This is a genomic window from Mesorhizobium sp. B2-5-4 (genome assembly GCF_006441095.1).
GTDB lineage: Bacteria > Pseudomonadota > Alphaproteobacteria > Rhizobiales > Rhizobiaceae > Mesorhizobium > Mesorhizobium salmacidum.
Window position 1 is genome coordinate 1 of sequence record NZ_VFUR01000007.1, and the last position, 15,379, is coordinate 15,379.

Below are 15,379 nucleotides of genomic sequence, written 5' to 3' on the forward strand. Positions count from 1 at the left end.
ATCCAGGCGATGAAGGCCGCCAACATCGACATGAAGGCAGTCGTCGTCGGCGGCGTCGACGCCACTCAGGACGCGCTCGCCGCCATGCAGGCCGGCGACCTCGACGTAACCGTGTTCCAGGACGCGGCCGGCCAGGGCGCGGGTGCGCTGGATGCGGCACTCAAGCTGTCCAAGGGCGAGAAAGTCGAACACAAGGTCTACATCCCATTCCAGTTGGTGACCCCCGCGAACATCGACAAGTTCCTGAAGAAGAACTGAGGTAGCAGATCGCTAGATACGGGGCGGCGCTTAAGCTCAAACAACAACAGCGCCGCTCCGCCTTTCTCCTGTCGCGCGACCGCGACGGGAGGGCGATCTCGGCTGACGGGAGGATCAAAGACGTGGCACAGACATCTCACGGCGTCGGCGGGGTCAGCTATGACGCCAAGAAGCGCACATGGCCGGCCGAATTCAACGTCTTTCTGGCGCTTGTCATCCTCGTCGTCATCTTCGAACTGATCGGCCGCATCTTTCTCGGCGACAGTTTCCTGTTCAACACCCGCAGCGACGTCTCCGGCATCTTCAACGAGGCCCGCCTGCAGATCATCATCCTGCAGGTGTCGATCGTCGGCATCATCGCCATCGGCGTCACGCAGGTGATCATTACAGGCGGCATCGACCTGTCCTCGGGCTCGATCGTCGGCGCGACCGCCATGATCGCCATGAGCTTCGCCCAGGTCGCGACCGTCAACGGCAACCCGAATCCCAAGGCGATGTTCCTGGCGCAGGGCTGGACCGACCTGCCGGTGATCGTCCCGGTGCTGGTGGCGATCGGCTGCGGCCTGCTCGCCGGCTTCGTCAACGGCGCGCTGATCGCCTACACGCGCATTCCGCCCTTCATCGCCACGCTCGGCATGATGGTGACCGCGCGCGGCATCGCCAAATGGTGGTCCAAGGGCCAGCCGATCTCGTTCCCAACAGACAGTTTCGCCGCGATCGGCAAGGGCCTGATGCCAGTCATCATCTTCCTGTCACTGGCGGTGCTGTTCCAGCTGATCATGACCTACACCAGATATGGAAAGCATTGCTACGCGATCGGCTCCAATGAGGATGCCGCGCGCATGTCGGGCATCAAGATCGCCAACCACAAGATCCTCGTCTACGTCATCGCCGGCATACTCGCCGCGCTCGCCGCCGTGGTGCTGTCCTCCAAGAACCTTACCGCCCAGGCCGGCATGGGCGTGATGTATGAACTCGACGCGATCGCCATGGCGGTCATCGGCGGCGTTTCGCTGTCGGGCGGCCGTGGCTCCATCATCGGCACGGTGATCGGCTCGCTGATCTTCGGCGTCATCATCTCCGGCTTCACCTTCCTGCGCCTCGACGCCTACTACCAGGAGATGGTCAAGGGCGTGATCATCGTCGGCGCGGTCGTTCTCGATCAGTGGCGCCAGCGCATGCGGGCATTGAGGGCTTGACCATGTCAGATATCGTCCTGAAGACCGAAAACCTGACCAAGCGCTATGGCGGCGTGCATGCGCTGGAAGGCGCCAACTTCGAGCTGCGCAAGGGCGAGCATGTCGCCATCATGGGCGACAACGGCGCCGGCAAGTCGACCTTCGTGCGCCAGATCACCGCTGTCGAGCAGCGGACCAGCGGCCAGGTCTGGTTCGACGGCAAGGAAGTGAATTTCGCCGGCCCGATCGAGGCGCGCGAGGCGGGCATCGAGACGGTGTTCCAGAATCTGGCGCTGGCCGACGATCTCGACGTGCCGTCGAACCTGTTTCTCGGCCGCGAAAAAGTACTGTTCAATCTCGGGCCGTTCTCCATCCTCGACCGCAAATACATGCGCAAGGCGACCGAGGCGGCGCTGGTGCGCACGGCGGTGAAGATCCCCAATCTGTCCAACACCATCCGCCACATGTCGGGTGGCCAGCGCCAGTGCGTGGCGATCGCTAGGACCGCGACCTTCGCCTCCAAGCTGATCATCATGGACGAGCCGACGGCCGCACTCGGCGTGCAGGAGACGGCGCAGGTCGAAAACATCATCCGCACGCTGAAGGACAATGGCGAGCCGCTGATCCTGATCAGCCACAATATGCGCCAGGTGTTCGACCTTTGCGATCGCATCGTGGTGTTCCGGCGCGGCCGCATCGTCGCCAATCTGCGCAAGGAGAATACCGACGGGCAGGACATCGTATCGTACATCACCGGCGCCAAGACCGGCGAGGCGGAGTTGCAGGCCGCCTGAGAATGGAAAAGACGTCTATGCCGCAAGAACCCCTGGCGCCGGCATCGACCAGATGGCGGCGCCCGGACCTTGCGTGAACTCGTTATGACGCAAGTCGGTCAGTCCGTCTGTTCATGGGTCAGCCCTCGACAGTGTAGCCCGCCGATGCCATGACGCGCAGCAGCTCGCGATGGCCGATCCTGGCCATTTCCAGCGGCGGGTTCTTGATCGGGTCCTGCTCGGCCTCGACGACAAACCAGCCTTCATAGCCGTGGCCGGCGAGCCGTTTGACGATGGCCTCGAAGTCGAGCGAGCCATCGCCCGGCACGGTGAAGGCGCCCTTGACGACCGCATCGAGGAAGCTTTCGCGGGAGCGATCCAACCCGTCGATGACGGGCTGGCGCACATCCTTGGTGTGAACGTGGCTGATGCGATGGTGGTGATTGTCGATCACGCGCAGCACGTCGCCACCGGCAAAGGCCATGTGGCCGGCATCGTAGAGAAGGGGTAGCGCCTCACCAGAATGCTCCATCAACAGGTCCACGTCCTGCTCGGATTCGATCGGTGCCGCCATGTGGTGATGGTAAGCGATTGGCATGCCCTGCTCGGCGCACCATTCGGCGAAAGCGGTCATCTTCCGGCCATAGGCCTTGATCTCCTCTTCGCTCAGGCGACGACGGGTGGCGAGGGGCGCCGAGCGGTCGCCCTGGATTGTGCCCGCGGTCTCGCCATACACGATACAGGGCGCGCCCACGGCCTTGAACAGCGCCATCTGTTCGGCAATGCGGTCCTTCTCGCGGGCAATGTCGCCATCAAGCAGCAAGCCCGAGAACCAGCCCCCGCAGACTTTCATGCCATAGGTGTCGAGGATCGGTCCGAGCACGCCTGCATCCATCGGGAATCGGCGCCCGGTCTCCATGCCGGAAAAGCCAGCCTCCCGCGCTTCGGCAAGGCATCCCTCGAGCGAAATGTCACCACTCAGTTCCGCAAGATCGTCGTTCCACCACGCGATCGGCGCGATGCCAAGCTTGGCTTTCATGCTCTAATTTCTCCTTCCACAGAGGACGCAAATGGCTGCGTTGCGATCTATTATGAAATGTCTATTGACAAATCAATAGATGCTGCAATGATTATTGCAATACGGTTTTAGGGAGGACTGCGCCAACTCGCGCAGGGCACGCGGTCCATCGGATATGCCGAGGATCAGCGCCGCCGGAGGGTACTCCAAACGGAGTGAAACACCCGTCCCGCAATGCCGGAATCTTGTGACCGCCGCGCTGTCTGCGTGGCGTGTCTCGTGCTGTTTTCAGGATGCTCAGATGTATGGCGACTACGGACTTTTCATCGACGGAGCCTGGCATTCAACGGGCGGAGGAGGCCTAACCCCGGTATTCAGTCCGGTTACCGAAAGGGCGCTCGGCGAGGTAGCTTGCGCGAATGGGGAGGACACTCGCGACGCACTCGAAAGTGCCCAACGGGGGTTTCGTTCATGGAAAGCCAAATCCGCCTTCGAGCGGGCTGATGCCCTGCATCGCATTGCCGATGAAATGCTGCGCCGCAAGGACGAAGGGGCGCGGATGATCTCCAGCGAGACCGGCAAGCCGCTGGCGCAGTCTGAGCGGGAATGGGCTCTCGCGGTCGATCAATTCCGCTGGCACGCCGAAGAGGCGCGTCGCATCTACGGGCGTGTCATCGAGAGCCGTGTCCCGGGCGGGCGTTTCGAGGTCCTGCATGAGCCTGTCGGCGTCGCCGCGGCCTTCACGGCCTGGAACTTCCCCGCAGCACTCGTGGCCCGCAAGGTCGCGCCGGCGCTGGCCGCAGGCTGCTCGATCGTGGTGCGTCCCTCGAGCCAAACCCCGGGCACGGCCATGGTCATGATTGACTGCATGCGAGCGGGCAACCTGCCTGCGGGCGCGGTCAGCCTGCTGGTCGGTCCGACGGATGCCACCTACACGCCCATCATGGCGTCGAAAATAGTCCGCAAAGTGTCCCTGACCGGCTCAACGCGGGTCGGTCAGCAGATGATCCGCGATGCCGCCGATACAGTCAAAAAGGTCTCGATGGAGCTGGGCGGCAACGCGCCGCTGATCGTCTTCGACGATGCCGATCTCGAGACGACACTCGGTGTGGCCGTGCCGACCAAATATGCCAATGCCGGCCAGGTCTGCGTCACGCCCGACCGCTTCTTCATCCATGAAAGCCTGCATGACAAATTCGTTGAAGGGTTCGTCTCCCGGGTCAAGTCGCTGAAGCTTGGCGATGGTCTCGACCCCTCGGTGCAGATGGGGCCGCTGATCAACGGCAAACGGCTCTCCGACATCGAGGCCGTAGTCGCGGAGGCCGAACGGCAAGGGGCAACGATCGCCGCTGGCGGCCGCCGTGCGGCGACCTTCAACGCCGGGCATTTCTTCGAGCCGACGGTGCTGACCAACGTCAGCGACGACATGGCGGTCTTCGCCGAGGAGAATTTCGGTCCGGTGGCGGCGATCACCTCGTTCTCCAGCGACGACGAGGCGCTGCAGCGCGCCAACACCTCCGATATGGGGCTTTCGGCCTATGCGTTCACGCAAAGCCCGAAGCGTGCACGCCGGGCGATTGCCGAGCTGAAGGCTGGAATGGTCGGCATCAATAGCTTCGCACTTGCTGCCTCGGAGGCGCCGTTCGGCGGTACCAATTTTTCGGGCATGGGCAGGGAAGGGGGGATCGAGTCGATCACAGATTACCTCGATACCAAGCTCGCCCAGGTCGTTTTCTAAGGGTTGCCGCCATGATCCCCAATACCCTCAAGAAGCTCTGGGCCGAAGGCCGTCCGACCATCAATGGCTGGCTCTCCATAGGCAACTCATTCACCGCCGAGATCATGGCCGCGCAAGGTTATGACAGCATTGGCATCGACCTGCAGCACGGTGCGCTAGACTACAACGCCATGCTGCCCATGCTGCAGGCCATGCGTGCCTCGGGCGTCACCCCGCTGGTGCGCGTCCCCTGGCTTGAGCCGGGCATCATCATGAAGGCGCTGGACGCGGGTGCCTACGGGATCATTTGCCCGATGATCAACACCGCGGAGGAAGCCGCACGATTTGTCTCCTGTGTGCGCTATCCGCCGGCCGGTCAGCGCTCTTTCGGGCCAACCCGCGCCAATTTCGCGGTCGGCGCCAACTATGCAACGGAAGCCAATGGCGAAATCCTTGCCTTCGCGATGGTCGAGACCGCCGAGGCGATGGCCAATCTCCATGCGATCGCAGCGACGCCAGGGCTCGACGGCATCTATGTCGGGCCGGCCGACCTCACCTTCAGCCTGCACGGCGGTCGCCTGCCTCCGGCCTTCGATCGCGAAGAGCCGGAAATGATCGAGGTTTTGCAAGCCATTGTGCGGGCCTGCCGCAAACACGGCATTCGCGCCGCGCTGCACTGCGGCACTCCGGAATACGCCGGGCGCGCCGTGGCATGGGGCTTCGACATGACCACCGTCTCCAATGACGTGCGTTTACTCGCCGGCGCCGCAGAAACCGCCGTCAAGCGGTTCAGGGCCCTGATGGCTGGAGCCTCAGCCAAGAGCGTCAACGCCAAGGGGGGCTACTGATGCCTCACGTGCTTGTTGCCGGCAAACTGCATCCAAGCGGTATAGCCCTGCTCGATCGGACGCCAGGCGTAACCTACGACTATGTCGAGGAGGTTTCCGAGCCAAGCTATGCCTCGCTGATCGGCAAGGCCGATGGGCTGGTCATTCGCACCCAGCCGCTTTCCGCGCCGACGGTCGACAAGGCACGCAACCTCCGCATCGTCTCGCGGCATGGGGTCGGCTACGACTCGGTTGATCTGCCGGCGCTCAATAAGCGCGGGATCGCGCTGGCGGTCGTCGGCGATGTCAATTCGGTCTCGGTGGCTGAGCACGCCATGATGCTGCTGTTAGCTGCCAGCAAGCGCACGCTGCGCGCCGATCGGGCCGTCCGCGAAAAAGGATGGAACTGGCGCAACAAGCTCGAGGCGTCAGAACTTGCGGGCAAGCGGCTGCTCATCCTGGGTTACGGCCGGATAGGTCGGCATCTTGCCCGCATGGCTGCCGGCTTTTCTATGGAGGTTGAAGCCTACGATCCGTTTCTCGAAAAGATTGGCTGGCCGGATGGTCCGGTGAGGCCGGCCTGCGACCTCGCCGCTGCGCTGGGCCGTGCCGACGCGATATCCGTGCATGCGCCCAAAGGCGAGAGGCCGTTGATCGGTGCCCGTGAATTCGAGCTCATCAAGCGTGGCGTCGTCCTGATCAATACCGCCCGTGGTGGCGTGGTCGAGGAGCTCGCTCTGATTGAGGCGCTGCGGACCGGCACGGTTGCGGCCGCGGGCCTCGATGTTTTCGACCAGGAGCCGCCAACGCCGGACAACCCGTTGCTGGCGATGGATCAGGTCATCCTCACGCCCCACATCGCCGGTCTTACCGTTGAATGCGGGGAACGCATGGCGCTGTCGTCGGTCAAGAACGTCCTCGATTTTTTTGAAAGCAAGATCGATCCCGCGCTGGTCGTCAATGGGGCCGAAATCAATGGGAAATGAGAAGCCCAAGCTGCGGGTCGGGCTGATCGGGACCGGTTTCATGGGCAAGACCCATTCGTTTGGATTCGCCGCAGCGGAACGTGTTTTCGATCTTCCGTTCGAGCTCGAGCTTCATACCATCGCGGACCGTACCGAAGAACTTGCCGGCGCAGCCGCGCGGACGCTCGGCTTCAAGAACGCTACCGGAGATTGGCGCCGCCTTGTCGGCGATCCGGACATCGATCTCGTCGACATCACCGCGCCAAACGCGTTCCACCGCGAGATGGCGCTGGCCGCTATCGCCGCCGGCAAGCACGTTTATTGCGAGAAACCGCTTGCTCCGCGTGCAGCCGAGGCCGCCGAGATGGCAAATGCTGCCGTGGCTGCCGGCGTGCGCACCCAGGTCGGGTTCAACTACCTTTGCAATCCGATGATGGCCCTGGCCCGTGAACTCATCGCGACCGGTGAGCTTGGCGAAATCCGCAGCTATCGCGGAATCCACGCCGAAGACTACATGGGCGATGCTGAAAGTCCCTTCACCTTTCGCCTCGACCCGGTTGGGGGCGGTGCGCTGGCCGATCTCGGCAGTCATGCCTTGGCGACCGCCGAGTTCCTTCTCGGCCCGATCGAGCGCGTTCTTGGCGACGAGGTCACCGTCATCAACAGTCGTCCGGACGGCAAGGGCGGCCGTACGGCCGTCGAGGTCGACGACATCGGCCGGGCTTTCTTGCGCTTCGCCAGCGGCGCCACCGGCAGCATCGAGGCGAGTTGGGTGGCGAGCGGCCGCAAAATGCAGCACGATTTCGAGATATATGGCTCGAGAGGTGCGCTGACCTTCAGCCAGGAGCGCTTCAACGAACTGCAATTCTACACCAATGCGGACGCCGGTCGAGTTCGCGGCTTCCGTCGTATTGAGGCCGGGCCTGATCATCCACCCTATGGGCTGTTTTGCGTGGCCCCCGGCCATCAGCTTGGTTTCAACGATCTCAAGGCCATCGAGGTCGCGCTGTTTCTCGAAGCTATCGCCGGGATCCGCGCCGAGCCATTCAGCTTCCGCTCCGGACAGCGCATCCAGGAACTTGTGGAAGCGATCCATACCTCGGCGACTGCAGGCCGTTGGGTCAGCACAGTTTGATGGCAATTTCGAATGCGGCGCCCGGGCGGTCGCCGAAGAACTTCATTCGACGGGCTTGCGCGTTTTGCAGGGCAGGAACTTTATCCTGTGGGCGTCGCACGTAGCCAGAATCCATGAGATAGGTGGTATCGGCGCGTCCTATTTTGCCGATACAGGATGGATCGCGCGAAGCCGGATGACGGCGAGTCCAATGCCGCCCCGAAGCGATTCATGCGTTTTTGCAAGGAATATTGCTCGATCGCAAAGTTTCGGTATTGTGGGTGATCGAAAAAGGATCAGGCATGGACCACTTACGATCGAAGCCTCAGTCTGCCGGCGAGTTGATGACTATCTTGAACTCAGCTCAGGATAACATGGGCAGAGGCGGGCGTCGCGTGGCGAATTTCTTCATCGCGAACCTTGGCGAGACAGCCCTTCTGTCAGGTTCCGAGGTTGCCAGTCGCTGCGGCGTGAACGCATCCAGTGTGGTGCGTTTTGTCCAGACCTTGGGATTTTCGGGCTACCGGGAATTTCAATCAGTTCTCCAACAGCATCTGTCCGCCTCAATTGTGGAAGCCAGGCAGTCCGGCGCGGGTGGAATTACCTTGCCCGAGATTTCAAAACCGCTTCGTCTCGTTCTTCTTGCCGACTCAGGACGATCGTTCAACGAGGCTGCGGAAGCCGCCGCCAAGAACTTCAGCGCGCAATATGCATCGACTGAGATCGAAACGGAGTCGTATGCTTCATACGACGTCCAGCCTGAGGACTTTGCGCGCCGGATCGAGAGCGCGGCTGAAAAGTCCGATGGCATTATTCTGGTCGCCAGAGAGCATCCAGCAATCAACGATGCCGTGAGGGCGGCCACTGGACGGGGCCTCCCGGTGATCTGCCTGACCACCGATCTCCCTTTGTCAGGTCGAGTAGCCTATGTTGGCTCGGATCAATATGTGTCGGGGGCTACGGCAGCCTGGCTGTGTGGCCGAATGCTCCCGCGTGGGACTGCCGGCAAAGTCCTATTTGTTTGCAGCGTGCCGTTTCGCTGCCACCAAGATCGGGAGCAGGGATTCCGGCACGTCCTGCGATCCGAATTCTCAACCCTCGCTATCGATGAGAGGGTGAGCTCCAATGAGAGTATTGAGGTCATATACGAGGCAGTCCGGCGATACATCGCAAAGAGCGGTCCGCCGGCAGCCATCTACAACGTTTCAGGGGCCAACCTCGGGGTTGGGCGCGCATTGGAGGCTGAAGGTCTCAGTAATTCGACCGTCTTTGTCGGCCACGAATTGAACGCGAATTCCCGCTCTCTGCTCGAGCGGGGAATCATGGATGTGACGATCGGCCACGACTTCGATCGCGAAATTGCGCTATCGGTAGATTGCATACGGACGGCGCGCCAAGGCATCCAGCCTGTAAATCGAATTACGCAAAGCCAGGTTTTTACCCGCTTCAACTGCGCCACCTTCTGATTGATCGCAGTGTTCTGCGGCGAGTTAGGATGATTGGCGACGAAGTGGCGAATCCTTCTGTCGCCAGGTCGCCTCTCTAGATGGCCAGCTTGGCCACAGGCGTTGGAGGGGCGAAGGGGTAGGCGCCCCAGACCGACTGGTCGAAATTGATCACCGAGCCAGTCATCATCCCGGCATCCTCCGAAGCCAAAAATGCGACGGCCTTGGCCACCTCCGCAGGAGCCAACAGGCGCTCAAAAGGTTGTTCGGCCGCAGCCTTTTCGAGCCAATTTGCGTCTGCGCCGTGATACTCGCGCTGGATGCGATCCTCGCCGTCGGAAGCCATCCAGCCGATGTTCAGCTGATTGACCCGGATCTTGTTCCGCATCGTTGCAAACGCCGTGTTGCGCGTCAGTGTGGCAAGAGCACCCTTGGAGGCGCAGTAGGATGCGATAAACGGCTGCCCGGCGAGCGCTGATGTAGAGCCAATGTTCACGATCGCACCTTCGATACTGTCTCGGACCATCCGTCGAATTGCTTCCTGCATCAAGAAAAAGGGAGCGCGCGTGTTGATCGCGAACATCCGGTCGAAAAGCTCCTCGCTCGTGTTGAGGATGTCACCACGGTCCGTAAGGCCGGCGGCGTTTACCAGGATATCGACGCGCCCAAAGGCCGTATCCGCGGCCTCAATCACCGTCCGGCAATCGGCCACATTCGCCAGATCGGCCTGAACGAAGCGCACGACGCAGCCCGTTTTAGCCTCAATCGCTGCAGCGACGGCGCCGCCCTTGTCGGCGTTGCGCCCACAGGTGACAATTCCGGCCGCGCCCGCGTCTGCGAGATGCATGGCGATCGCAGCGCCCAGTCCCTGCGTCCCGCCGGTGACCACCGCGAATTTCCCATCGACTCTGTTCATTTTCAAGGCCTCCTCGGTCTGCAATGAATTTTGCAGAAGAAATCAATGCGGAATTAGTATTGACACACGTGCGGAAATGCAAGATATTTTGCATCGTGCACGCAAAGATTGGTGCTTGGCTTGCACGATAGGCCGCAGGGAGGAAATTGATGTTGCGTATCGCCGTGCTCGGCTGTGGCCGAATTGGTCAAATGCATGCTGCCAATGTCGCGCGGCATCCCCGATCCACGTTGGCGGCGGTATTTGATGTCAATTCAGAGGCGGCCGAAAAGGTCGCGGCGGCTCAAGGCGTTAAGGCCGCGGCCAGTGCAGAGGAGATTTTCGCCTCCGACACGGTGGACGCCGTTCTGATCGCCACGGCAACTCCCACCCACGCCGACTACATAGAAATGTCAGTCGCTGCGGGTAAGGCGGTGCTATGCGAGAAGCCGATCGACCTTAGCCTCGCCCGCGTCGAGGCGTGCGCCGCCAACATCGGCAAGACCAAAATCCCGATCCAACTCGGCTTCAACCGTCGTTACGATCCTGGGCACAGCGCAGCGCGAACTGCGATGCTGGCCGGCGATATCGGCGAACTGCACCAGGTCGTTATCACGTCCCGTGACCCCGCGTTGCCTCCAAGAGCCTATCTGGAGGCTGCGGGTGGGCTGTTCCGCGATATGACGATCCACGACTTCGATTTGGCTCGCTTCATGCTTGGCGAAGAGCCGACCGAGGTCTTCGCGCTAGCCAACGCACTCATCGATCCGGCGCTCGGAAAGGAACTCGATGAAGTCGACAGTGCGATGTTCATCCTGAGGACCGCGTCGGGCAAGCAGTGCCACATCAACAATTCGCGCACGGCGGTCTACGGCTACGATCAGCGCGTTGAGTTGATCGGGAGCGCCGGTATGCTTCTTTCCGACAACCGCAAACCCCACGAATTGCGACGCTTTACCAGCACGGCCGCCGAGGCAAGCCAGCCGTACCAGTTCTTCTTCCTAGAGCGCTACCTGGAGGCCTTCATGGCGGAGATCGACGGGTTCGTGGACTGTGTGGAGAAAGGCGCCGTTCCGCTGGCAAGTTTCGAAGATGGGCGCCGTGCGCTCATCCTGGCGGAAGCGGCTTACAAATCCATGAAAGAGGGACGTTTGGTGCGCGTCTCCGAGGTGGCTGCATAAGCATTCGGCGGCGGATCCGCAGGAGGATGAAAGATCCGCGCAGTGGGAGGAGTGGCGTTTGGTGAAGTATGGGCTCGCACGGATCGTCGTGTCGGGAAATGACCGAGACCGGCCCCGCGATGGCGCGGGCATCTTGGCTCCGCCTTCCTTGCGATCACGATCGAAGGAGAATCCCGACAGCGTGCCCGCACTCCAACTTCTCCAGCAGGGCTTCTTTCAGTGCTGCCGGCACTGCAATTGCATTTGCGCGTGACGACATCGCGAACGGTGTCTCATCGCAAGGTCGAACCTTTCTGTGGTGAGCACAGAAGGCCTAAGCGGTGTCAGGCCCCGCTCAACGGGCAGTCGGACCGCGCAACAAAAGGAGGAACCAATGAAATTTCCAAGTCTCCCCATTTCTCGCCGCAGGGCCGCCAGCACAGTGGCTTTCGGCGCGCTGTTCCTTGCAATAACCGCTGGGACCGCGCTTGCCGAATACAAAGCCGCGGACGTGAGGATCGGTTTCACCCCGAAGTTTCTCAAGGATGATTTCCAGACCCTGATGCTGGATCTCTCGAAGAAGGCCTTCGATGCAAAAGGTTTCACCCTGGTCGGTGCTCCTGATCCGAATGGCGATATCGCTGCCGAAGTCGATGCGCTCCAGAACCTGATTGCCAACGGCGCAAACGTTCTGGTCTTCGCTCCCATTGACGCAGCCGGAATCGTTCCCGCGGTCAAGAAGGCGAATGACGCCAACGTCCTCGTTTTCTCGATCGATGACGCCCCCGCGGGCGGCAAAGTGACGGCAACGGTGCGCGCGGACAATGTCGACGCCGGCGTTCAAGGCGCCAAGGAGATGGCCAAGCGCCTGCAGGCGAAGCCGTGCTGGACCGATAACAGCTGCATCGTGCTTGAGCTACAGGGTGCCCTGACCACACCAAACGGCCGCGATCGATCCGATGGTTTTTCCAAAACGCTGCATGAACTCGCGCCCAAGGTAAACCTGATACAGCGCCCGACCGAATGGACTGCCGATATGGCCGCCGATGCTGCGCAGAACGTCCTCACGCAGAATCCCTCGTTGAGCGGCATCTTCATGGCGTCCGAACTCATGGCCTCGGCCGTGAACGCGCAGCTCACCAACGGCGGCAAGGGCGCTCCGGTGGGTGACCCGAACTCGGTGATCCGCATCGCAATCGATGGAACGCCTCAAGGGCTTCAGCTGATCCGCAGCAAGGCCCTCGACGCGACGGTGTCACAGCCCCTGAGCGCCTATGCGACCAAGACGGCCGAGCTGATCGAACTCGTCTCCAAGGGTGGCAAGATCGAGATCGGGCCACGTGACGACGGCCAGGTCATCGATACACCCGTTGGACCGCAGTACCAGCTCAAGGCGACGCTGGTGACAGCCGACAATGTGGACTCACCTGATCTGTGGGCGAACAAGATCGGCAAGTAAGCAGGACCCAAGGGGAGGAGCCGAAGATCATGGACAACGCGCGACCCATCGTCGAGATGCGTGACATCGCCAAGACCTTTGGCTCGACCCGGGCTCTTCGCGGCGTGAATTTCACCGTCATGCGTGGTGAAGTTCACGCCCTGTTGGGCCGCAATGGCGCGGGAAAGAGCACGCTCGTTTCCACCTTGAGCGGATATGTTTCGGCCGATACCGGATCGATCAGAATCGGAGAGGTCGAGGTAGAAGCGGTCGGCCAACACTATGCGCCCAGCATTCGCAAGCTGATCGCCCACGTTCAACAAACCCCTCAGCTGTTCAACCTGCTAACAGTGGCGGAGAACCTTTTTGTAGAGAACCCTCTCGTCCGCAGAGGGTTCGGCGTGGTGAGCCACAAGCTGATGTTGGAGCGCGCCGCTGAGCTGCTGAGCGAATGGAATATGGACATCCAGCCCCGCTCGCTTGCAGGAGAGCTGGGCGCCGGGACGAGACAGCTGCTCGAGATCATGAAGGCCCTCAGTCGGGGTGTGCCCATCATGATTCTGGACGAGCCAACCGCGGCGTTGAGCAATGCGGAAAAACGGATTCTGTTCGAGCATGTGCGGGCACTCAAAGCCAAGGGAGTCTCGTTCGTCTATATCTCGCATCACCTGGACGAGGTTTTCGAGATTGCCGATACAGTCACGATCTTGAGGGATGGCAAGGTCGTGAAGGAACGCGAGCCAGTGGGGGGTCTCGACGTAGAGACCATCGCCGACCTTATGATGGGTGAAAAGACGGTCCGAAGCACGCGACAGGACTTCCTGACGGAGGAAGCCCCTGTTCTGCTCCAGGCCAAGGGAATTCGGCTCGACAGCTTTTCGGAAAAGGATATCAACTTTGCCGTTAGGGCGGGCGAGATCGTGGCCCTGGCAGGTCCGGTGGGTGGCGGGAAGGAAGCACTCGCGATGGTCCTTGCTGGCCAGCAAAGGCCTGAAAGAGGCGAGGTGATCAGCCCGCGTGGAAAGCTACCGACTATCGGGCTGGTTCCGACCGACAGGCATGCCAGCGGCTACGTTGGCATTCTGGGTGTTCGTGAAAATGTGGCGATCGGTGGCCTTGACGTCCTGTCCGGCAAACTTGGTTTTATCAGCAAAGGCAAGGAAGCCAAGCACGTCGGGCGCCTTGCCCAACAGACGAACGTAATCGCATCGTCTCTGGAGCAAGCGGTGAGCCAGCTCAGTGGCGGCAATCAGCAGAAGGTTGTTTTCGCGCGCGCGCTTTGTCGAGCTCCCGAGGTCATCATCGCTCTCAGCCCAACCCGCGGCGTCGATGTAGGAGCCAAGGAGCAGCTCTATTCGCTGTTACGGGATCTTGCCAGCAAGGGGTTAGGCGTTGTGGTGGTCTCGGACGAAGAAGACGAAATTGATCAACTGGCAAACCGGGTCGTTATCGTGTTCGAGGGGCACGTCGTTGATGAACTGGTGGGCGGATACACAATCAAAGATCTAATCCTGCGAATGGAGGGCGTCGTATGAGCACCGATATCGTGAGCAAATCCACGCCGAAGAAGGAACATTCCGGACAGTCACGACTATCCGTCTTTGGAAGCGCCTTTGTGGCCGGTGGTTATACGATGTACCCGGTCCTTCTCATACTGGTGATCGTTGGTGCCATCGTTGCTCCTCGGTTCGCCACGGCGGCCAATCTGCTGAATATCCTCGACCAGGTCAGCGTTCTGGGCCTGACGACAATCGGACTGACTTTCGTAGTCCTGATAGGTCGACTGGATCTCTCGCTCGAGGGAATTGTCGGCTTCGCTCCGATGTTGGCGGCTGTCACACTCGTGCCTGCGGCGGCTGGCGGGCTTGGATTGGAGTTGCCGAGTTGGACTGGCCTATTCGTTGCCCTGGGTACTGCGGGGTTGATCGGGTTTTTCAATGGTTTCATGGTCGTCAGGGTGGGTCTAAACCCGTTCATCTCGACGCTCGGGCTGCTTGTGCTGCTTCGCGGCGGAGTGCTGATCATTTCCAACGGGCGATCGATCTACTCTCCCGGCAAAGCGCTGACCTATCTCGGTTCCGAGAGTTGGCTCGGTGTTCCAGTGTCTGTGATCGTATTCATTGTGGTAGCGGCCGTGGTCGGCCTGGTCTTCCACTACCACCGCTATGGCCGCGCCTTGTATGCTATAGGCGGCAATGAAGACGCTGCGAGGGCCGCCGGCATTAACGTGGACAAGGTTATTTGGTCGGCGTTTGTCTTCGCGGCTCTCTTGGCGGGCTTAGCCGGTGTTCTGATGACGGGGCGCCTTGATTCGACGGTGACAACCCAAGGGCAGGGGATCATTTTCTCCGCCTTTGCCGCCGCGGTGATCGGGGGCGTAAGTCTTGGCGGCGGCAGAGGGACGATCGTCGGAGTTGTTAGCGGAGTGCTCTTGATTGGCGTCATCAACAACTTGCTCACGTTGGCGCAGGTTCCGTCCTTTTACGTTCAGGCATCGACCGGTGCCGTCATCATAGTGGCAGCGGTGCTGACGACGATCGCGAGCCAACGCTCGAGCGGCGTGCGAACCCGAACGTGAGATATTATGCCGG

At 61.0% G+C, this 15,379-nt stretch carries 13 protein-coding genes and 1 pseudogene; 12 read left to right on the forward strand and 2 right to left on the reverse strand.

Features of this window, described 5'->3' with window-relative positions; all coding sequences use genetic code 11:
- The 3 genes and pseudogenes from FJ492_RS10440 to FJ492_RS10450 all read left to right on the forward strand — a co-directional run.
- Window positions 1-258: pseudogene (locus tag FJ492_RS10440) on the forward strand (substrate-binding domain-containing protein); the annotation flags it as partial.
- A gap of 122 nt (window positions 259-380) precedes the next feature.
- Window positions 381-1,457, forward strand: coding sequence for an ABC transporter permease (locus tag FJ492_RS10445; protein WP_140509604.1), 1,077 nt, complete (start codon window positions 381-383; stop codon window positions 1,455-1,457).
- Window positions 1,458-1,459: 2 nt separating this feature from the next.
- Window positions 1,460-2,230, forward strand: coding sequence for an ATP-binding cassette domain-containing protein (locus FJ492_RS10450; protein WP_140661259.1), 771 nt, complete (start codon window positions 1,460-1,462; stop codon window positions 2,228-2,230).
- Window positions 2,231-2,348: 118 nt separating this feature from the next.
- Here FJ492_RS10450 and iolE read toward each other — a convergent pair whose 3' ends face one another.
- A complete protein-coding gene (iolE, locus tag FJ492_RS10455; protein ID WP_140769842.1) occupies window positions 2,349-3,248 on the reverse strand; it encodes a myo-inosose-2 dehydratase in 900 nt (299 codons plus the stop codon).
- Window positions 3,249-3,528: 280 nt separating this feature from the next.
- Here iolE and FJ492_RS10460 point away from each other — a divergent pair, with 280 nt between their 5' ends.
- The 5 genes from FJ492_RS10460 (at window position 3,529) to FJ492_RS10480 (ending at window position 9,316) form a co-directional block, all read left to right on the forward strand.
- Window positions 3,529-4,965: an NAD-dependent succinate-semialdehyde dehydrogenase gene (locus tag FJ492_RS10460; protein WP_140714444.1), complete on the forward strand. Its 1,437-nt coding sequence runs from the start codon at window positions 3,529-3,531 to the stop codon at window positions 4,963-4,965.
- 11 nt (window positions 4,966-4,976) lie between these two features.
- Complete coding sequence (locus FJ492_RS10465; RefSeq protein WP_140769844.1) at window positions 4,977-5,792, forward strand: aldolase/citrate lyase family protein; 816 nt, start codon at window positions 4,977-4,979, stop codon at window positions 5,790-5,792.
- Window positions 5,792-6,757 carry a hydroxyacid dehydrogenase gene (locus FJ492_RS10470; RefSeq protein WP_140714448.1) on the forward strand — a complete coding sequence of 322 codons (966 nt, stop codon included), beginning with the start codon at window positions 5,792-5,794 and terminating at the stop codon, window positions 6,755-6,757. The genes FJ492_RS10465 and FJ492_RS10470 overlap by 1 nt, the downstream gene beginning before the upstream one ends.
- Entirely contained in the window at window positions 6,747-7,871 is a 1,125-nt protein-coding gene (locus tag FJ492_RS10475; RefSeq protein WP_140714450.1) for a Gfo/Idh/MocA family oxidoreductase, read from the forward strand. The genes FJ492_RS10470 and FJ492_RS10475 overlap by 11 nt, the downstream gene beginning before the upstream one ends.
- 230 nt (window positions 7,872-8,101) lie before the next feature.
- Window positions 8,102-9,316: a substrate-binding domain-containing protein gene (locus FJ492_RS10480; RefSeq protein ID WP_140714452.1), complete on the forward strand. Its 1,215-nt coding sequence runs from the start codon at window positions 8,102-8,104 to the stop codon at window positions 9,314-9,316.
- Window positions 9,317-9,392: 76 nt separating this feature from the next.
- Here FJ492_RS10480 and FJ492_RS10485 read toward each other — a convergent pair whose 3' ends face one another.
- Window positions 9,393-10,211: an SDR family oxidoreductase gene (locus FJ492_RS10485; RefSeq protein WP_140714454.1), complete on the reverse strand. Its 819-nt coding sequence runs from the start codon at window positions 10,209-10,211 to the stop codon at window positions 9,393-9,395.
- Between the two features lie 146 nt (window positions 10,212-10,357).
- Between FJ492_RS10485 and iolG the strand changes: the two genes are divergently transcribed.
- From iolG to FJ492_RS10505, 4 genes are all read left to right on the forward strand, one after another.
- Window positions 10,358-11,371, forward strand: a complete 1,014-nt coding sequence (gene iolG, locus FJ492_RS10490) for an inositol 2-dehydrogenase (protein WP_210241530.1) — start codon at window positions 10,358-10,360, stop codon at window positions 11,369-11,371.
- A 373-nt stretch (window positions 11,372-11,744) separates the two neighbouring features.
- Window positions 11,745-12,809, forward strand: a complete 1,065-nt coding sequence (locus FJ492_RS10495) for a sugar ABC transporter substrate-binding protein (RefSeq protein WP_140620354.1) — start codon at window positions 11,745-11,747, stop codon at window positions 12,807-12,809.
- Window positions 12,810-12,838: 29 nt separating this feature from the next.
- On the forward strand, window positions 12,839-14,323 hold the full coding sequence (locus tag FJ492_RS10500; protein ID WP_140714458.1) for a sugar ABC transporter ATP-binding protein: 1,485 nt from the start codon (window positions 12,839-12,841) through the stop codon (window positions 14,321-14,323).
- The gene (locus FJ492_RS10505; RefSeq protein WP_140714460.1) at window positions 14,320-15,366 is read left to right on the forward strand and encodes an ABC transporter permease; all 1,047 of its coding nucleotides are present in this window, start codon (window positions 14,320-14,322) and stop codon (window positions 15,364-15,366) included. Before FJ492_RS10500 ends, FJ492_RS10505 begins: the two co-directional genes overlap by 4 nt.
- Window positions 15,367-15,379: the final 13 nt, after the last annotated feature.